This window comes from Curtobacterium sp. MCLR17_055 (assembly GCF_003234305.1).
GTDB classification, from domain to species: Bacteria; Actinomycetota; Actinomycetes; order Actinomycetales; family Microbacteriaceae; genus Curtobacterium; species Curtobacterium flaccumfaciens.
Map to the genome: position 1 here is coordinate 43,259 of NZ_QKSX01000010.1, position 18,980 is coordinate 62,238.

General features: G+C 71.0%; 16 protein-coding genes and 1 pseudogene. 6 read left to right on the forward strand and 11 right to left on the reverse strand.

The window, feature by feature from the left end; all coding sequences use genetic code 11:
* Positions 1-71 precede the first annotated feature (71 nt).
* Both DEJ09_RS10250 and DEJ09_RS10255 read left to right on the forward strand, forming a co-directional pair.
* Positions 72-1,139 carry an acyltransferase gene (locus tag DEJ09_RS10250; protein WP_181433333.1) on the forward strand — a complete coding sequence of 356 codons (1,068 nt, stop codon included), beginning with the start codon at positions 72-74 and terminating at the stop codon, positions 1,137-1,139.
* 9 nt (positions 1,140-1,148) lie between these two features.
* Entirely contained in the window at positions 1,149-2,336 is a 1,188-nt protein-coding gene (locus DEJ09_RS10255) for an ankyrin repeat domain-containing protein (RefSeq protein WP_111088472.1), read from the forward strand.
* A gap of 107 nt (positions 2,337-2,443) precedes the next feature.
* On the opposite strand, the gene DEJ09_RS10260 is transcribed toward DEJ09_RS10255, so the two are convergent.
* The 7 genes from DEJ09_RS10260 to DEJ09_RS10290 form a co-directional block, all read right to left on the reverse strand.
* Positions 2,444-3,640 carry a glycoside hydrolase family 1 protein gene (locus DEJ09_RS10260; RefSeq protein WP_111053881.1) on the reverse strand — a complete coding sequence of 399 codons (1,197 nt, stop codon included), beginning with the start codon at positions 3,638-3,640 and terminating at the stop codon, positions 2,444-2,446.
* Between the two features lie 24 nt (positions 3,641-3,664).
* A complete protein-coding gene (locus DEJ09_RS10265) occupies positions 3,665-4,537 on the reverse strand; it encodes an alpha/beta fold hydrolase (RefSeq protein ID WP_111088474.1) in 873 nt (290 codons plus the stop codon).
* Positions 4,534-6,330, reverse strand: coding sequence for an ABC transporter ATP-binding protein (locus DEJ09_RS10270; RefSeq protein ID WP_111053883.1), 1,797 nt, complete (start codon positions 6,328-6,330; stop codon positions 4,534-4,536). Before DEJ09_RS10270 ends, DEJ09_RS10265 begins: the two co-directional genes overlap by 4 nt.
* Positions 6,327-7,277: an ABC transporter permease gene (locus tag DEJ09_RS10275; RefSeq protein ID WP_111088476.1), complete on the reverse strand. Its 951-nt coding sequence runs from the start codon at positions 7,275-7,277 to the stop codon at positions 6,327-6,329. The genes DEJ09_RS10270 and DEJ09_RS10275 overlap by 4 nt, the downstream gene beginning before the upstream one ends.
* Complete coding sequence (locus DEJ09_RS10280) at positions 7,274-8,254, reverse strand: ABC transporter permease (RefSeq protein ID WP_017886395.1); 981 nt, start codon at positions 8,252-8,254, stop codon at positions 7,274-7,276. Before DEJ09_RS10280 ends, DEJ09_RS10275 begins: the two co-directional genes overlap by 4 nt.
* The gene (locus tag DEJ09_RS10285) at positions 8,251-9,993 is read right to left on the reverse strand and encodes an ABC transporter substrate-binding protein (protein ID WP_217499664.1); all 1,743 of its coding nucleotides are present in this window, start codon (positions 9,991-9,993) and stop codon (positions 8,251-8,253) included. The genes DEJ09_RS10280 and DEJ09_RS10285 overlap by 4 nt, the downstream gene beginning before the upstream one ends.
* Before the next feature lie 275 nt (positions 9,994-10,268).
* The gene (locus DEJ09_RS10290; protein ID WP_071246163.1) at positions 10,269-11,369 is read right to left on the reverse strand and encodes a LacI family DNA-binding transcriptional regulator; all 1,101 of its coding nucleotides are present in this window, start codon (positions 11,367-11,369) and stop codon (positions 10,269-10,271) included.
* Between the two features lie 228 nt (positions 11,370-11,597).
* Here DEJ09_RS10290 and DEJ09_RS18135 point away from each other — a divergent pair, with 228 nt between their 5' ends.
* On the forward strand, positions 11,598-11,747 hold the full coding sequence (locus DEJ09_RS18135; protein ID WP_155896754.1) for a hypothetical protein: 150 nt from the start codon (positions 11,598-11,600) through the stop codon (positions 11,745-11,747).
* 79 nt (positions 11,748-11,826) lie between these two features.
* Here DEJ09_RS18135 and DEJ09_RS10295 read toward each other — a convergent pair whose 3' ends face one another.
* Entirely contained in the window at positions 11,827-12,528 is a 702-nt protein-coding gene (locus tag DEJ09_RS10295) for a GntR family transcriptional regulator (protein WP_258373865.1), read from the reverse strand.
* Between the two features lie 95 nt (positions 12,529-12,623).
* Between DEJ09_RS10295 and DEJ09_RS10300 the strand changes: the two genes are divergently transcribed.
* A complete protein-coding gene (locus tag DEJ09_RS10300) occupies positions 12,624-13,835 on the forward strand; it encodes an MFS transporter (protein WP_042538641.1) in 1,212 nt (403 codons plus the stop codon).
* 57 nt (positions 13,836-13,892) lie between these two features.
* Here DEJ09_RS10300 and DEJ09_RS10305 read toward each other — a convergent pair whose 3' ends face one another.
* The 3 genes from DEJ09_RS10305 to DEJ09_RS10315 form a co-directional block, all read right to left on the reverse strand.
* Positions 13,893-14,735 (reverse strand): formate/nitrite transporter family protein, encoded by an 843-nt coding sequence (locus tag DEJ09_RS10305; RefSeq protein WP_111088480.1) that lies wholly within the window; start codon positions 14,733-14,735, stop codon positions 13,893-13,895.
* Positions 14,736-14,846: 111 nt separating this feature from the next.
* Complete coding sequence (locus tag DEJ09_RS10310; protein WP_111088482.1) at positions 14,847-16,013, reverse strand: Vms1/Ankzf1 family peptidyl-tRNA hydrolase; 1,167 nt, start codon at positions 16,011-16,013, stop codon at positions 14,847-14,849.
* Complete coding sequence (locus DEJ09_RS10315; protein ID WP_110864926.1) at positions 15,994-16,335, reverse strand: hypothetical protein; 342 nt, start codon at positions 16,333-16,335, stop codon at positions 15,994-15,996. Before DEJ09_RS10315 ends, DEJ09_RS10310 begins: the two co-directional genes overlap by 20 nt.
* Positions 16,336-16,543: 208 nt before the next feature.
* On the opposite strand from DEJ09_RS10315, the gene DEJ09_RS10320 reads away from it, so the two are divergent.
* Entirely contained in the window at positions 16,544-17,902 is a 1,359-nt protein-coding gene (locus tag DEJ09_RS10320; RefSeq protein ID WP_111039408.1) for an extracellular solute-binding protein, read from the forward strand.
* A pseudogene (locus DEJ09_RS10325) lies at positions 17,899-18,849 on the forward strand (carbohydrate ABC transporter permease); the annotation flags it as partial. The gene DEJ09_RS10320 and the pseudogene DEJ09_RS10325, both read left to right, overlap by 4 nt.
* Between the last annotated feature and the right edge of the window lie 131 nt (positions 18,850-18,980).

Sequence of the window (18,980 nt, forward strand, 5' to 3'; positions counted from 1 at the left end):
ACTCGATCCTGGGCGATACACAACATGCGAACTGTTGGCGGACGGCGATCGTTCCCGCCCACAGTTGCTCGATGCCAGCCGAACGACCGACCTTCACCGGCGTCCAGGTGCTGCGGTTCGTCGCCGCGCTCCTCGTCGTGTTCTCGCACCTGCCGACGTACCTGCACGCCCGTCTCGGCACACCCCTGGTCGACATCCCCGTCGGCCAGGTCGGGGTGACGGTCTTCTTCGCGATCAGCGGGTTCGTCGCGGTGCTGGTGACACAGCGGACCCCGAGGCCGACCTGGCGCGAGTTCATCTCCCGTCGGCTGGTCCGCATCCTGCCGCTCGCGTGGGCGGTGATGACGATCAAGCTCGGCACACTGCTGGTGGCCCCGCAGGCCCTGGAACGCGCGGCCACGTCACCGACGTACATCGCGTTGTCCTACGTGTTCCTGCCCGGCCGTGGCGCGAACGGCGTGGTCGAGCCGTTCTACACCGTCACCTGGACGCTGTCGTTCGAGCTGCTGTTCTACGTGGTCGTCACGATCGCGCTCGCCACTCGCATCGACCCCCTCCGGCTGGCGTCCGTCGTCTTCGTCGGACTCGCGGTCGCCTCGGCGTTCCGAGGGCCGGACGGGTGGCCGGTCTGGCAGTTCCACGCGAACCGCATCGTCCTGTGCTTCCTGGTCGGCATGGTGATCGGCCGGTGGGCACTCGACCGCCGCACCCGGCTGGCACTGCTCCGGACCGCGGCGATCACCGCGATCTGGCTCGCGGCGGGCACCGTCGCGGGCGCGTCCGTGCCGAGCCTGCTGCTGTTGCCGCTCGCGGCCGTGGCGCTGGCGACGACGGTGGCGGGTGAGCCGCTCCTGCGCCGGTGCGCCGGCACCGTCGGGCGGACGTTGGGCGATGCCTCGTACGCGTTGTACCTGACGCACCCGATCGTCGCACCGGCGACGGTGGCCGTGGCCGCCGCTGTCGTCTCCGGCCCGGCGGCCCCGGTCGTCGCGGGCATCGCCGCACCGGTCGCCGCCGTGGCCGCCTCGGTCGTGGTGTGGTTCGCGGTCGACCGTCCGGTGATCCGGCGGCTCCAGCGGCGACGGACCACACCACCACGGACCCCGCGCACCGCGAGGCACCGGCTACCCGCCGGGTAGTGTCGTCCCGTGCGATGGAGTCGAGTGAACTGGCCCTCCGTTGGCTACGTCTCCCTCGAGGACTTCGACGGCCAGCGCGAACACGTGACCCGGTTGCTCGAGGACGCCCCACCCACGGTCGCCGCGCTCCTGACCGTCAAGTGGACCGACTCGAGGATCGAACGCTGGGTCGTGGAGTCCGCCGACGCCGTCGTCGACCCGGACGCCGACGAGGACGACGTGACGACCCCCGTCGACCTGCCGGGACACGGTGTGCCCGACCCGGTCGTCGTGCACGCCGACATCGTGGTGCGCAACGACGAGGTCCTCGACACCCCGAGCGGCCTGTGGCGCCGCTGGAACCACGCCAGGGTGTCGCTCCGGCTCCGGGACGCCGTCATCGACCCGCCAGGTGTCGATCCCGCAGCACTGCTCGCCGGTGACGCCCACGTCGCCCGGGGCGAGCTCGAGTACCTGAACGAGCACGACGCCTGGGAGCTCCGTCTGCTGATCTCCCCCGTCGGCGAGGTCGCGATCCGGTTCCGGGGCGTCCGGGTGGCGATCCGGAGCGTCGCCGAGAGCGTGTACACCGACCTCGAGGCGCGCCCGGCACGCGGCTGGCACGGCCCGGTGCCGGACGGCTGGGTCGAGTGGACGACCGAGGTGGTGCGGGCAGCGGCCTACGGCGACCTCGGCGGACTGCACCTGGCTGACGACGCGAGCGACGTCGACGACGTCGACCCCCGCTGGGGCTTCGCCCCGCTGCACGCCGCCGCGTGGTTCGACCACCCCGAGATGCTCGAGGAACTCCTGCGCCGCGGCGCGACCCTGCAGCTGGAGGACACCGAGGGGCGGACGCCGCTGACGCTGGCGATCGACCGCGACGCGCGACGGGCGGTCGACGTGCTGGTCGGAGCGGGTGCCGACCTGGAGGCCCGTGACGGCGACGGCAACACCCCGATCGTCCGCGCTGCGTGGGGTGGGCACGCCGCGATCGTGCGTGCGCTCGCCACCGCGGGTGCGGACACCAGGGCGCGCGGGTCACGGGGCGCGACGCTGCTGATCGCGGCCGTCGACTCCGGCGACCTCGACACGGTCCGGGTCGTGCTGTCGCTCGACGTCGACCGGGACGCCGTCGACGACGAGGGCTCGAGCGCCGCGGACAGGGCGGAGCTGCTCCGCGAGACGGCCGTCGCCGACCTGCTCGCCGCCGCCTGAGCGCTGTCCGCACCACGGCCCGTGGGCCGACCCGTGCCGGACGTGACGAAGCGCGGCGGACGGGAGCAGGGCCTCCCGTCCGCCGCGCGCCTGCGGGGTCGACCGTCCTAGACGGTGACCGACTCGAGGGCGTTCGCCTGCGCGACCCGCCCGTACCAGCGGGCGGAGTCCTTCGGCGTGCGCTCGAAGGTCTCGCGGTCCCACGCGACCAACCCGAACGTCGGGCGGAAGCCGGAGGCCCACTCGTAGTTGTCCAGGAGCGACCAGTGCTGGTAGCCCAGGACCTCGATGCCGTCCTCGATGCAGCGGTGGATGCCCTCGAGGGCGCCCTGCGTGTAGGCCTGCCGGCGGGAGTCGTCGGCGGTGGCGATGCCGTTCTCGGTGATCATCAGCGGGACGCCGCCGGAGAGCTCCCACGCGCTGCGGAGCCCGTCGGCCGAGGCCTCGGGGTAGAACTCCCAGCCGGTGAGGGTCGTCTCGACGTCGTCCGTCACGGGCAGGGGCCCGTCCGGACCGATGAACGTGCGGGTGTAGGCCTGCACGCCCAGGAAGTCGTCGCCGGCGGCCTGCTCGAGGTACCAGTCGTCGCGCGGGTACCCGTACTCGCGGAGCATGGCGTCCGCCCCGGGCTCGCCGGACGACTTGAAGGCCTGGGTCGCGATGGTCCACCCCGACTGGAGGCCCGACACCTGTGACAGGACCTCGCGCGACCGCTTGTGGCTGGCCAGCAGGGCGTCGGCGACGCCCAGGTCCGGGTTCGGCAGGCCGAAGGCCACCAGGTTCGAGGCGTCCTCGCCGCCGGCGAGCATCGCCGCGATGTTCGGCTCGTTGATCGTGCAGACGTAGCGGACACCGTCCTGCACCACGGGGAGCGCGGCCTCGGTGTAGCGGGCGAACAGGTCGGCGGCGTCGGGTGCCCGCCAGAAGCCGTCGCGTTCGAACCAGCGCGGCACCGTGAAGTGCATGAGGGTGACGATCGGCTCGATGCCGAACTCGTGGCAGGCGTCGACCATGCGGCGGTAGTGGTCGACCTCGGCACGGCTGACGAACCCGCGCTCGGGCTCGATGCGGGCCCACTCGATGCTGAACCGGTAGGAGTTCAGCCCGAGCTCGGCCGCGATGCGGATGTCCTCGCGGTACCGGTGGTAGCTGTCCGCCGCGTCGCCCGAGGGCTCGACGATGGTGGTGTCCGGCTCGTGCTCGTGCACCCACCAGTTGCTGTTGACGTTGTTGCCCTCGATCTGGTGGGCGGCGGTGGCGGCGCCCCAGAGGAAGCCGTCGGGGAACTGCAGCGTGGAGATGATGGTGCCTTTCAGTGCTTGTTCGAGTCAGTGCTGGCTCAGGAATGCGTCGAAGACGGCGACCGTCCCGAGCGGGTTCTCGACCTGGGGGCCGTGGTAGCTCGCGGGGATGACGACGTACTCGGCGCCGGTCTGCTCGGCCATCGCCCGCTGCCACGGGATCGGCCAGGCGTTGTCCCACTCGCCGTGGGCGACGAGGACCGGCAGGCCCGTGGCGCGCAGGGCGTCGGAGGCGTCGGTGTGGTCCTCGAGGATGTGACCACCGGCGACGACGCTGAGCGGGCTCGTCGCGTCGAACCGGTCGCGCACCATCCGGACGTCGTCGGGCAGCTCCTCGTCGGGCCGGTACGCCCAGAGCGGGTTCGTCGAGTCGAACAGCTGCCGGAGGTTCCCGCCGGTGTCGTGCAGGATCGTCAGCTCGGCGACCTTGCGGTACGGCCACCCGTGCGGCCCGGAGCAGAACTGCACGACGTCGCGGAACGCCGTCGGGTCCTGGAGCGCGGCGGCCCGGACGATCACCCCGCCGAGCGAGTGCCCGACCAGGTGCACGGGGGCACCGTCGTCGAGCAGGCGCGCGACCCGGACGACGTCGGCGGCTTCTTCGTCGAGGGAGTAGTCACGGGGTTCGGTCGGTGCTGCCGAGTCGGCCTGACCACGCCGGCTGATCGCGACCGCGGTCCACCCGGCGTCGCGGAGGACGGGCAGGAAGGTCCGCCAGTCCTCCTTCGAGCCGGTGTACCCGGGGACGATGAGCACGGTGCCCTTCGACACCCCCTCGGGCACGATCCGGTAGGCCGTGAGCCGCCCGACCGGGACGTCGATCCCGACGACGTCGACGCCGTCCGGGGTGGGCAGGTGCCCGAACGGCGGGACCGTCGGGAAGTCGTGCAGGTTCGTCATGCGCGCAGGGTCCTCCGCGGGTTGGGAACGGCGTCGAGGAGGGCGATCGTGTACGGGTCCTGCGGGTCCTGCAGCACCTGGGCCGTGTGACCCCGCTCGACGACGGCGCCCTCGTGGAGCACCATGATGTCGTCCGTGATGAGCCGCGCACTCAGCAGGTCGTGCGTGATGTAGAGGAGCGAGACGCCCCACTGCTCGCGGAGGTCCTCGAGCAGTGCGAGCACACCGGCGCGCAGCGTCACGTCGAGCATCGAGACCGGCTCGTCGGCGATGATCACCTGCGGGTCGCTCGCGAGCGCCCGGGCGATCACCACGCGCTGCCGCTGCCCGCCGGAGAGCTGGTGCGGGAGCTTCTGCGCGAACTGCTCGACGGGGGTGAGCCCGACCGTCTCGAGCAGCTCGAGCACCCGGCGCCGGGCATCGCGGCCGGTGAGCCCGGTGTAGTTCGCGATCGGCCGGGACAGCGTGTACTCGACCGTGTGCAGCGGGTTGAGCGCCGAGTACGGGTCCTGGAACACCATCTGGACCTCGGAGCGGAGGTCCCGCAGGCCGCGCTTGCCGAGGCGGGCGACGTCGAGGTCCCCGAACCGGACCGTGCCGGTGGTCGGCTTCTCGACGCCGGTGAGCAGCTTCGCGATGGTCGACTTGCCCGAACCGGACTGGCCGACCAGGGCGAGCGACTGCCCGGGCTCGAGGGTGAACGACACGTCGCGCACGGCCTGCACCGGCTGCTCACCGCGGCGGGGAGCCGGGTAGGTCTTCACGATGTGGTCGACGACGATCGGGTTGCGGGCGGCACTGCGCTCGCGGGATCCGACGGTGCTGAACGACGAGGTCGTCTCCTGCCGCTTCTCGCCGGCCTCGGCGCGGAGCGAGCGGTCCGGGAAGCCCGGCAGCGACACCACCTCGGCGCGGGGGTCGGCGTAGTGCGACAGGAGCATCTGCGTGTACTCGTCCTGCGGGTCGCGGAGGATCTCGCGGGAGCCGCCGTCCTCGACGATCCGGCCCTCGTGCATGACGAGGACGCGCTCGGTGGCCTCGAGGACGATGCCGAGGTCGTGGCTGATCAGGATCGCGGTGAAGCCCTCGGTGCGCTGCAGCTCGATGATGGTGTCCATCACGGCGTGCTGCACGAGGACGTCGAGCGCCGTCGTCGGCTCGTCGAACACCATGAGCTGCGGCTCGAGCGAGAGCGCCAGCGCGATGGAGACGCGCTGCCGCATGCCGCCGGAGAGCTCCCCGGGGAACCGGGCGAGCATCGACGTCGGCAGCTTCACCTTCTCGATGAGCTCCTTCATCCGGGCGTCCCAGCGGTCGCGCGACACGTGGCCGTGCGCCTTGAAGACGTCGATGAAGTGGTTCCGGATGGTGCGCACCGGGTTGAGCGCGTTCATGCCGGACTGCAGCACCATGGCGAAGCCGCCCTGCCGCTGCTGCCGCAGGGCTTCGTCGTCGAGGTCGCGGATGTCCTTGCCCGCGAAGACGATGCTGCCGCCGTTCGTGCGCGCCGGCGGCTTCTGCAGCCGGGTCAGCGCGTAGCCGAGCGTCGACTTGCCGGAACCGGACTCGCCGACCAGGCCGACGAACTCGCCCTTCTTCAGCTGGAACGACACGTGGTCGACGGCTTGGACGGCCGTCTGGCCGGCCGATTCGTAGACGACCGACAGGTCGCGGACGTCGAGCAGGACGGAGGCGTCGCCCTGGTCGTGACGGGCGTCGGACTGGAGGCCCGTGGCGGCGCCGGTGGGCGCCTCCAGGCCGTCTGCCGGGTGCGTTTCTGGCAAGCCGCTCATGCGCGCTTCTCCTTACGGGGCCGTGCGCCGTCGCGCAGCCGCGGGTTGGACACGGCGTCGACGCCGAAGTTGATCAGGGTGAGGCTCATCGCGAGCAGCGCGATGCAGAGACCCGGCGCGAAGAGCAGGATCCACTGCCCGGTGAGGAGCGCGTTCGAGTTCTGCGCCCAGTACAGGATCGTGCCCCAGCTGACGATCGACGAGTCGCCGAGTCCGAGGAACTCGAGGCCCGCCTCGGCGAGGATGGCGCTGGTGGCGGCCCCGAAGAAGCTGCCGACGATGAGGCTCGTCATGTTCGGCAGGATCTCGCGGAACACGATGCGGGTCGCGCCCTCACCGGAGAACTGGGCGGCGGTGACGAAGTCCCGGCCGCGCAGCGACTGCGTCTGCGAGCGGAGCACGCGAGCGCCCCACGCCCAACCGGTCACGACGATGACCGCGATGATCACCGCGATGCCGCCGTTCTGCAGGTAGGCGGCGATGACGATCATCAGGGGCAGACCCGGGATGACGAGGAACAGGTTCACGATGAACCCGATGACCTCGGCGATCCAGCCGCGGACGTAACCCCAGCTGAGGCCGATCGCGACGGCGACGAGCGTGGACAGGATGCCCGCGACCGCGCCGACCATGACCGAGATCCGTGCGCCGTAGATGATCTGGGACAGGACGTCCTCGCCGGCGGCGGTGGTGCCCATCCAGTGGTCGGGCGTCGCGTCGGCGGACCGGGCGAAGCCGTTCTGGCTGGCGCCGTACGGGGCCAGGAGCGGGGCGAAGATCGCGACGAACACGAAGACGCCGAGGATGACGATGCCGATCCGGGCCTTCTTGTTCGACCAGACGACGCCGAACTGGCGGGCCGCGGCGCGCCACTTGGACGGCGCCTGGGCTGCTTCTTCTTGCGTGCGGACTGCGACTGTGGCGTCCGGGGTGGTGGTGTTGGTCATCGACGCGTCCTCGGGTCCAGGACGCCGTACATGACGTCCACGATGAAGTTGGCGATGAGCACCGACACGGTGATCATCAGGAAGAGAGCCTGCATGAGCGGGTAGTCCTGCCCGATGACGGCGTTGAACAGCAGGTAGCCGATGCCCGGGTAGCCGAAGACCTGCTCGACCAGGACGGAACCGCCGACCACGCCACCGAGCGCCAGACCGAAGCCGGTCAGGTTCGGCAGGATCGCGTTGCGGGCCGCGTAGCGGATGGCGACGGTGCGTCCGCGCAGGCCGTTGGCCTCGGCGAAGGTCACGTAGTCGTCACCGAGGGTGTTGATCATCGCGTTGCGCATGCCGATGATCCAGCCGCCGAGGCTCGTCACCAGGATCGTGACCGCCGGCAGCACTGCGTGCTGCAGGGCGTCGCCGAAGAAGGCGCCGTTGAGCCCGGGCGTCGTCGTCGCCGAGTAGGCGCCCGTGGTCGGGAACCAGTGCAGCACGTAGCCGAGGAAGAACAGCAGCAGCAGGGCGGTCCAGAAGTACGGGAACGTCGACATGAAGCTGCCCGACAGGGTGGGCAGCGAGTCGAGCCAGGTGCCGCGCTTCCACGCCGCCGCGACACCGATCAGGGTGCCGAGGACGAACGCCAGGATCGTGACGACCCCGACGAGGATCAGCGTGTAGGGCAGGGCCTTCGACACGAGGTCACCGACGGGCTGCGGGTAGAACGTGTAGCTCGTGCCGAAGTCGAGGGTGATGACCTGGTGCAGGTAGCTGACGTACTGGTCCCAGAGGTTGCCGGTCGGCACCCCGAGCTGGGCCTCGATGGCCTTCTTGGTGGCGTCGGTGACCGGGCCGTTCTGGCTGAGCTTCGCGAGTGCGGCGTCGGCCGGGCTGCCGGGCATCAGGCGCGGGAGCACGAAGTTCAGCGTGACCGCGGCCCAGAGGGTCAGGACGAAGAGGACGAGTTTCTGGAGGATGTACTTCACTTCTGGTCCTCCTGCTGCGCGGCGTCCTGCTCCTGCAGGATCTGCTTGCCGGCAGCGCTGTCGCGCAGACGGAGCTTGGTGAAGATGAGCAGCGGTGCCGAGTCGTAGTTCTGCGGTGCCATGTAGGGGTCCTTCGCGCTCGGCCAGCCGACGAACTTGCCGGTGTTGAACAGGCCCCAGAGCCCGCCGTAGTACATGCCGATGACGGGGAGCTCGTCGTAGACGGTCTGCTGCAGCTGGTCGAGGATCTCCTGCTGCTTCGCGGTGTCCGTCGTCGCCTTGTACTCGTCGAGGAGCTTCTGGGTGTCGGCGTTCTTGTACCGCTCGTAGTTGTTGACCGTCGACTTGCCGACGGGCTGGTAGAACTCGCTGCTGAGCAGGGAGTTGAACGCCTGGTAGACGTCACCGTTGCCCATGCCGCCCATCGCCATGTCGAACGTGCCGTTGTTGATGTTCTGCTGGTACCCGGCGGGCTGCGGCGCCTGGATCGTCACCTTGATGCCGATGGCCGTCAGCTCGCGGCGGACTTCCTGCGCGGCGCGGAGCCAGTCGGAGTAGCCGTTCGCGGTCATGATCGTGATGGCGAGCTGCTTGCCGTCCTTGACGACCTTGCCGCCCTGCACGGTGTAGCCGGACTTCTCGAGGCTGGCGAGCGCCGCCTTCGTGTCCTGCGTGATCATGCCCTTGTCGGGGATGTCCGGGTTGAGGTAGCGCTCCTGGTTCGGCAGGATCAGGCCGGTCTGGCCCGCCGCCGACAGGTTGCCCTCGGACGCGGTCTCGGCGATGGCGTCGCGGTCCAGCGCGAGCGAGATGCCCCGGCGGACGTTGACGTCGTTGTACGGCGCCTTCGTGAGGTTCGGGATGAGGCCGATCACACCGCCGGCCGGGAACCACCACTCGTTCGTCTTCGACGCGGCGCCCCAGGTGCCCTTGACGTCGGAGATGAACGAGTACGCCCAGTCGTAGCCGCGGGTGACGGTGTCGAGCTGCGTGTTCGTCGCCGGCAGGATGAGGTGCTTGATGGCGATCTTGTCGGCCTGCCAGTACTTCGGGTTCTTGTTCATCGAGTACTGCTGGTCGGTGTAGTTGCCGAGGACGAACGGCCCGGTGCCGACCGGGTTCGGGTCGCGCCAGGTCGTCGGGTCCTTCACGCCGCCCCAGTGGTCCTCGCCGAGGATGTACGTCTGCCCGATGATCGTCAGGCTCGGGACGTCCTCGCTCTTGAGGTGGAAGACGACGTGGTCGCCGTCCTGCTCGATGCTCTTGATGTGCTGCCAGGCGCCCTTGACGTCCATGGCGGGGAACTTCTTGAGCAGGTCGAAGGTGAAGACGACGTCCTTCGCGCTGAACGGCGACCCGTCGGACCACTCGACGCCCGAGCGGATCGTCATGTCGATCGTCTTCGCGTCGGGCTGGCTCCACGCGCTGGCGAGCCACGGGTTGCGCTTGCCGTCGAGGGGGTTCACCTCGATGAGGGGCTCGTACATCCACTTGGAGGCCGTGCGGGCGTTCGCGATGTACGGGTTGAAGTTGCGGTCGAACAGCGGGTTGCCGCGGTCCGCGTTGATGAGCATCGTGTCCTTGCCGATGGTGGGATCGGGTTCGGATCGGACCTGGATGCTGCAGCCGGTGGCCACGAGGGCCACTGCGGCGAGGCCGGCGATGGCCGCGACGAGGCGGCCTCGGCGGCGGGGGCCTGGGTCACGCGTGCCGCGCGTGCGCTGTGGGGGAAGCGTCATTGCTCGGTCGACCTCCATGTCGATTCGGTACGTGCTCAATGTATGCGCTTACATCGCGGCGTGCAACTGCGGGTGTTGTTTCGCGGGGCGGCACGGTGCGAGGTGCGCCGACTGGTGCGAGGTTGCGGTCCTGAGGGAGGGCGGCGCACGGTGCGAGGTGCGCCGACTGGTGCGAGGTTGCCCGCTCTGTGCACTGCTACGGGCTCGCACGGGGCGCGGAAGGTCGCACGGGACGCGGAAGGCCGCACGGTGCGACCTCGCGACGGCACGCACGCCTACAGCGCGGGCGGGCAGCTCTCGCGCAGCAGCACCTCGACGGGCAGGCGCACGGCGCGCGGCGGCCCCTCGCGGCGCTCCAGCCGGTCCACGATCGCCAGGACGGCGGCGCGCCCGAGCGCCCCCATCGGCTGGTGCACCGTCGTCAGGCGCGGCGACGAGAACCGGCCGGCGTCGATGCCGTCGAACCCGGTCACGACGAGGTCCTCGGGCACCCGGAGCCCCCGGGCAGCGGCGGCGTCGAGCACCCCGAGCGCGGACTGGTCGTTCGAGCAGACGACGGCGCGTGGGACGTCGTCGGCCAGCAGCGACACCGCGAGCTCCCGCGCCCGAGCGCGCCCGAAGTCGCCGTGCACGGTGCGCACCGTCGAGGCCGGCACCCCGTGGTCGGCCAGCGCCGCGCGGAACCCCGCCGAGCGCTCCATGTCGTCGGGCGAGTCGATCGGCCCCGCCACGTACGCGAGTGACCGGATCCCCAGGCGCCCGATGACGTGCGACGCCAGGGTCCGCATGCCCGCGGCGTTGTCCACGCTCACCGAGTCGAACCCGTGCGAGCGCCGGTCGTCGGCGAGCACCACGACGGGGATGCGGCGGGCGACGTGCTCGAGCAGGTCGTCGGGCACGGTCTGCGCCAGCACGGCGAGCCCGTCGACCCGGCCGGCGACGTCGTTCACGATGACGTCGCGCGACGAACCCCGCCCGGCGGCGACCATGAGCGCGAGCCCCCGCTGCCAGGCCTCGGTCTCGGCACCGCGCAGGACCTCGTCGAAGTACAGGTTGGACGAGAACGGCTGCGTCACGTGCCGCCGGTCGTCGACCACGCGGACGCCGCCGTCGGTGACCAGGTCCGGCCGCTCGTCGGGCACCACGTCGAACCCGGGCAGCAGCAGTCCGACGACGCCGGTGCGCTTGCCGGCGAGGGCGCGGGCGTTGCCGGACGGGACGTAGCCGAGGCTCCGGATCGCCGCCTGCACGCGGTCCCGGGTGCCCTCGCGGACGGCGTCGGGCGTGCGGAGCACGCGCGAGACGGTGGCGATGGAGACGCCGGCCGCAGAGGCGACGTCGTAGACCGTGGGAGGTGCGGTGCGCTGGTCGGCCAACCCGTGCCTCCCCTTCGACGTCCGCTGGTGCCGCGCCTCGCGCTGTGCGGCCGGACCATCCTAGGCATGCCGTGTGCCGGGAGTTCTCCACACGGTGCCGGAAACGCTTGCGGGACAGCGGGGGTCGCGCGACACTGTTCCGACCTCAGTACGTCCCGTGAGGAAGCGCACCAGCGGGCCGCGTGCCCGCACCGATCAGGTTGCCCACACACAGGGGAAGGACACGACATGTCACAGTCGACACGTTCCGGGAGCAAGCTCGCACTCCGCGCGAGCCACGACGAGGCCGAGGTGCGCGACGCGCTGCTCGAACGCACGGATTCGATCCGCACGTTCGACGACCTCGACGCACCGCAGGAGACGACGGACCTGCGCTAGCGGCTCGCGCCCGGCCTCCCCCCGGACACGGCCAGGAGGCCCGGGCAGGCGCCCGCAGACCGCTCACGTCCGCGGGCACTCAGCGCTCGGTCGCGCCCACGATCGTCATGCCTGCCCCGCGCAGGCGTCGGCGCTCCTGCGCGATCCAGCTGAGGAGCCGGTCGTTCGTGCCGGCGACGTGGGCGGCGACGAGGTCCGCTGCGCGGTCCGCGTCGCCGTCGCGCACGGCGTCGATGATGGCGCTGTGCTCGTCCCAGGCGGCGTCGCGCGCCTCGGGCGTGCGGACCTCGATCCAGCGCGTGCGCTCGAGCCGCGTCAGGGCGTCGGCGATGGCGTCGGTGACGAACCGGTTGCCACCGAGCGCGGCGAGGTCGAGGTGGAACGTCGACCCCATGCGGACGCCGGCCTGCTGGTCGGGGGTGGGCTGGAGCGCGTCGAGGTGTCCGCGGACCTCGGCCAGCTGCTCGGGGGTGGCACGCTGGACGGCCAACCGGACGGCAGCGGGCTCGAGGATGCCGCGGAGTTCGGCGAGCGAGGCGATCTCGTCGAGGTCGATCGGGGTGACCGTCCACGAGCGGCCCTCGTGCAGGATGAGCCCCTCGCGCTCGAGCCGCGACAGTGCGGCGCGGACCGGCGTGCGCGAGGCGTGGAACCGTGCCTCGAGCCCGCGCTCCGAGATGCGCTCCCCCGGTGCGATGTCGAGGGTCAGGATGGCTGCGCGCAGGTTGTCGTAGAGCTGGGCCGTCTGCGACACGGGCGCGGCGTCGGTCGTGTCGGTCACGGCGGACAAGCCTAGCGGCGCGACGGCGGGAATGGTATACCGTTCTGGTATACCAATCCGTTCCGCGATGGAACGACGACGAACGGCCGAGACGCATGCCCACGACCGACGCCCCGCAGCGATCCACCACGACGCCGCCGGTCTCCGCCCGCGCCTGGACGATGCTCGCCCTCGGGGTCGCGGCCCAGGCGGCGGGGACGCTCGTCGTGTCCGCGCCGGCGCTCCTCATCCCCCACCTGCTCAGCCGCGGCACGTCCCTGCCGGCCGCCGGGCTGCTCGCCGCCGCCCCGACCTTCGGCATGGTGCTGACGCTCATCGCCTGGGGCGCGATCACCGACCGGTTCGGCGAGCGCGTCGTCATCGCCGGCGGACTCGTGCTCACCACGCTGGCCGTGGTGGGCGCCTGGCTCGCTGCGGGCGACCCGGTGCTACTCGGGTTGGCGTTCCTGGCCGGTGGGATGACGAGTGCCTCGACGAACGCCGCGAGCGGTCGGGTCGTGGTGGGGTGGTTCCCGAAGGAGCGCCGGGGGCTCGCGATGGGCATCCGGCAGATGTCGCAGCCGCTCGGCGTGACACTCGCGGCGGTCACGGTGCCGCAGCTCGCCGAGGGCTCCGGGATCCGCGCGGCCCTGGTCCTGCCGATCGTGCTGTGCGCGGTGCTCGCCGTCTGCTGCGCGATCGGGATCACCGACCCGCCACGCCCTGCCCGGGCCACGGTGGCGACGACGGCGACCGCGAACCCCTACCGCTCGAGCGGCTTCCTGTGGCGGGTGCACGCGGTGTCGGTCCTGCTCGTGGTGCCGCAGTTCACCCTGTCGACGTACGGGCTCGTCTGGCTCGTCGGCCTCGGCTGGTCGACACCGGCGGCCGGGCTGCTCGTCGGCGCCGCGCAGTTCGTCGGGGCGATCGGCCGGATCCTGGTCGGTGGCTGGAGCGACCGTGCCGGATCGCGCGTCGGCCCCCTGCGCATCGTCGCGGTGAGCGCCGCGGTGGTGATGGCGGTGCTCGCGGTCGTCGACGCGACGCACCTGGCCGGGGCCGCGGTGTTCCTGGTGCTCGCGACGAGCGTGACGGTCGCCGACAACGGGCTGGCGTACACGTCGGTCGCCGAGGCGGCGGGGCCGTTCTGGTCCGGCCGGGCGCTCGGGGCGCAGAACACCGGGCAGTTCATCGCGGCGAGCGCCGTCGGTCCGGGCATCGGGGCGCTGGTCGGTGCGCTCGGGTTCGCGGCGTCGTTCGGCATCGTGGCGGTGCTCCCGCTGCTCGCGGTCCCGCTGGTGCCCCGACGCGACCGTTCGCACGACTGACCGTCCGCACGACTGACTGCGAACGGCCCCGTCGGTCCGCTCCGCCCGTCGCGCCCGTCACCCCTGTTCGTGGTCTGCACGCTCGGGGTCGTCCTGGGATTCCCGGCGGCGTTCCTGCATGAGCTCCTTCGTCCGGAGCAGGCGCAGGGCCGTCACGAGCACCAGCCCCCCGAGGACGTTGAACAGCAGCGTGTAGCCGAACCAGCCGAGCCACTGCCCGTAGGTGATGTCCGCGCCCGACTGGATCGCACCGAAGACGAGCAGCGAGTCGAGGATCGAGTGGAAGAGCTGCAGCCCGGCGAGCAGGAAGCCTCCGGCGACGGCGGCGACGAGCTTCGCGGGGTCCGAGTCGGTGCCCTGCTGCATCCGCGTCATCAGGGTGATGGTGCTGCCGCCCAGGACCGCCAGCACGATGCTCTGCAGTCCGAACGGTGCGTCGACGTAGTGGTGCGCCGACTCCGAGAGCGTGGCGTGCCACTGCGGGAACGCCTGGACGACGAGCCACATGAACACCCATCCCCCGGCCAGGTTCGCCACGAGGGTGCCGCCCCACAGTCGCACGAGCTGCAGCACGGTCCCCTCGCGGGCGACCACGGCCGCGACCGGCATCAGGAAGTTCTCGGTGAACAGTTCGCTGTGCGCCAGGTGCAGCGCGATGAAGCCGATGCCGAAGGCCAGCCCGGCGAGCAGGTGGCTGTCGGTCTCGGTGAGCACCGCCAGGTACGCCATCACCCCGAGACCGACCTCGAGGCCGCCGAAGAACCCCGTGACGAGGACAGCCCGGGTCGTCCGTTGCAGCCGCTCCGCGCCCTCCTCGATGGTCGCGTCGAAGGACTCCGCGAGTTCGTCCTCCACGGGGGCGTCGCTGGTGCCGAGCTCACGTCGGCGGTCGTCGGTCATGGCCGGGACGCTATACGCGGCCGTCGTGGCGGCCCGCAGGATCGCGCCGAGACGGACGGGAGGCCCGGTACCAGCCGGCACCGGGCCTCCCGTCCGTCGTCCGGTCACCGCTCAGGCGGCCGGCACCGCCGGTCCCACCGGCCACCGCAGCAACGCCGCGGCGGGCGCACCGTTCGGGAGCGACGCGGCGTTCACGAGCAGCAGCTCCGCGTCGGTGAGGGCGACCGCCCGGACGATCGCGCACACGGCCGGGACCGGTCCGATGACCGGTGCCCCCGCCGCCTGCTCGGGTGCCGTGGCGATCCACGGCACCGCTCCCAGCGCGAGCAGGGTGCGGTCGCCGATCGCGGCGGCGTCGATCGCGACGACCGAGGCCTGCGCCTGCTGCAGCGCCTCGACGACGGACCCGAGGCCGGTGACCGTCTGGTTGTCCCCGCGGCCGACGTGCGTGCGGAGCAGGTCCTCGAAGTCGTGCCGACGGGTCGCGATGACCCGGGCGAGCGCGATGTCGACGTGCTCGACGAGCGCGGTCTCCGACGCATCCGAAGCCCGGGTGTCGACCGGGACCTCGGAGACGACGGCGCGCGCCTCGGTGGACAACTGGTCGAGCAGGAGCCCCCGTGCGCGGATGTCCCCCGCGACCACGATGAGCTTCGGCTGCAGCCGCCGGAAGGCCTCGTCGACGGACGTGGCGACCTCGTTCTGGTTGTCGCGCCAGATCTCCTCGGTGTGGTGCTGCCACCGCAGGTGCGACCAGCCGCCGCCCTGGAACTTGTGGAGCGTGTCGGTGCGGCCCTGCACGCGCTGCTCGTCGCGACGGTCCGGCACGTCGGCGTGGCCCAGGCGGTAGGCGCGGTAGCCACCACCTTCGCGACCGACCTCGACGATCAGGAACGGCAGGTCGAGCGGCCGGTGTGCCAGGAGCGGCAGCAGGTCGGGCACGGGGTCGTGGCCGATCGACGTCGGGGCGTGCATCGCCCCGGGCAGGACCTCGCTGAGCACGAGTTCGCCGTCGTGCACGAGCACGTACCGGCTGACGGGTGCCGGCACCCCGGGTGTCTCCTCGAGTTCGGCCATCACGGTGTCGATGACCTCGGCGTCCGCCCCGGCCGACCGCAGCACGTCCTCGGCCTTCCGGCGTTGCAGGGCGGCGAGGTGCTGCGGGTCCTCACGGTCACCGGACGCGTCGACGTAGGCCCACGTCCAGGTGCCCCCGCGCTTCAGGCGTTCGGCGATGCCGGACTGCAGGTGCGGCGCGTCATTCTGCGTCAGAGCCATCGGTGCTGCCCTCCCCGGTCTCGGTGCGGTACACGGTCGCGTCGGCTCCGTCGCCGTCGCCGGTGGGCAGGGGGTCGGCCCGGTCGGCGTCGTCCTCGGGGAGCACGTCGGTGGTGTCGTCCTGCAGCTCGCCCTCGAGCTCGCCGTCGTAGCCCGACGCCGCGAGGGTCTCCGGGCCGTCGGTGTCGTCGGGGACCGGCTCGGACTGCCGGAACTCCTCGACGTGGGCGTTGCTGCCGTGCCCCTGGACGATGCTCTGCGCCTCGTGCGCGAGCTGCTCGTCGAGTTCGGGGCGATGGGTGGTGTTCCCGCGTTCGGTCATCGCTTGTCCTCCCGGTCGTGCCACCGGCGGCCTTCGCCGTCCGGGGCGTCGGTGTCTGCTCTGTGACCCCACGGTCCGCGCCCGGGCCTGGGGCCGTTCCAAGGTGCGCAGGGAACGCGCAGTGTCGGTACGGTCACGAAACCACAACGGCGTTCGGTTCTGTGATTGGGTGTCGACAACCCCGATCAACGACGAACGGAGTGCGGCAATGGCGCCACGACCACGACCCATCACGAGACGACACCTGTTGGGCTTCGGCCTCGGCACCGCGGCGGCGGGACTCCTCGCCGGCTGTGCGGTCCCGGGCTCGACCAACGTCAACAAGGCGGCCCTCGTGCCCGCCGCGGCCTCGGGTGAGACCGTCCAGCTCACCTACTGGGCCTGGCTCAAGGACCTGCAGAAGGTCTGCGACGTCTGGAACAGGACACATCCGGACATCCAGGTGTCGGCGAACTGGATCCCCGGCGGCAACAGCGGCGGGTACCAGAAGATGTACTCCGCGCTCGCGGCCGGCGGCGGCCCGGACATCGGGCAGGTCGAGCTCCGACAGATCCCCGAGTTCATGCTCGCGAACGGCCTGGTCGACCTGGCCCGGTACGGCGCGAAGGACTTCGAGTCGAAGTACGACGAGGCCGCGTGGGCGCAGGTGTCGTTCGTCGACGGCATCTACGGCATCCCGCAGGACACCGGCCCGATGGGGTTCTACTACCAGACCGCGATCCTCGAGCAGGCCGGCGGCGAACCCCCGACGACGTGGGACGAGTGGCGTGACCTGGCCGACAAGGTCCGGAGCACCGGCAAGCAGAACTACCTCGAGGTGTTCCCGGTCGCCGACGCGTCGCCGTTCGCCGCGTACGCACAGCAGGCCGGCGCGCGCTGGTTCAAGGTCGACGGCGACGAGTGGGTCGTCGACATGACCGACGACAAGACCCTGATGGTCGCGGACTTCTTCGACGGGGTCATCGACGACAAGCTGGTCGACACGAGTGCCGGTGCGTACTCCCCCGGGTGGTACGCCGCGGCTGCGAGCGGCAAGATCGCCGCGGTCACGAGCGCGAGCTGGGGTGACGCCCTGATCGAGTCGGTGCAGGGCGGCGAGGGCAAGTGGAAGGTCGCCCCGATGCAGAAGTGGGGCGCCGACGGCTTCGGCTCGAGCGCCATCGGCGGTTCGACGGCCGCGGTGCTGGCGAACGCGAAGCACCCGAAGGAGGCGCTCGAGTTCATCACGTGGATGACCACCTCGAAGGAGGGCATCGACGCGATGATCAAGCACTGCGGCATCGGCTGGTCACCCGCCGTCGACTACATCGGGGCGCAGCGCGAGAAGCCATCGAAGTGGTTCTCCGGCCAGAACTACAACGAGGACGTCTTCGTGCCGGCCTCGAAGGAGCAGAACATCGACTGGTCGTGGTCCCCGGTGACCCAGTCGGCCTTCACCAGCCTGCAGAACCAGTTCCGCCGCAAGCTCACCTCGGGCCTGAAGCTCAGTGACGCGGTGGAGCTCGCACAGCGGGAGATCGTCCAGTCCTTCAAGGACAAGGGCCTCAGCGTCAGGACGGCACGATGACCCAGCAGACCACCACCCGGCAGTCCACCGGCCGACCGGCCGGCGGCACGCCCGCGTTCCGCACGAGCACGAAGGCCACGAGCGCGCAGAAGCGTGCCCCGTGGATCCTGCTCGCCCCGTTCCTGGCCCTGTTCCTGCTGACGTTCGTCATCCCGATCATCAGCGCCCTGTTCCAGTCGTTCACCACCGTCGACCGTGAGGGCCTGTTCGGCGAGGACGGTGTGGTCGGCCGGTTCGCCGGGTTCGACAACTACGCGATCGCCCTGCAGGACAGCGGGTTCGTCGCCTCGATCGGCCGCATGCTGCTGTTCGGCATCGTCCAGGTCCCGGTGATGATCATCGCCTGCACGATCCTCGCGCTGCTGCTCGAGTCGGCGAGCGCCCGCTGGCCGGGCTTCTTCCGGGCGATCTACTTCATGCCCTACGGCGTCCCGGGCGTCATCGCCACGATCCTGTGGTCGTTCCTGTACGTGCCCGGCCTGTCACCGATCGTGTCGCTGCTGCAGTCGATGGGGCTGCAGCCGGACTTCCTCGGCGCGAACAGCGTGCTGTGGTCGATCGCGAACATCGTCACGTGGACGTACACCGGCTACAACATGCTCATCATCGTGGCGCAGCTGAAGTCCATCCCCGGCGAGGTCTACGAGGCCGCCAAGGTGGACGGAGCGAACGCGTTCCAGGTCGCGTGGCGGATCCAGATCCCGCTCATCGCACCGGCCCTGGTGCTCACGACGGTGTTCTCGATCATCGGCACCCTGCAGCTCTTCGCGGAGCCGCAGATCCTGTCGACCGTCGCCCCGGCGATCGACACCGAGTACACGCCGAACTACGCCGCCTACACGAACGCGTTCGCGTTCAACGAGTACGGCGTCGCGAGTGCGCAGGCGGTCATCATCGCGCTGGCCGCGTTCATCCTGTCGTTCACGTTCCTCGCGCTGACGAACCGACCACCCAAGGACGAACGCGACCGACGCAAGCGCGCACGGCGCGACGGCCGGGAGGCCCGCACCGCGCTCCAGACGCGCGCTGCGGCGGGCAGCACGGTCACCACCCAAGCCGACCCGGGCCTCCAGGCCGG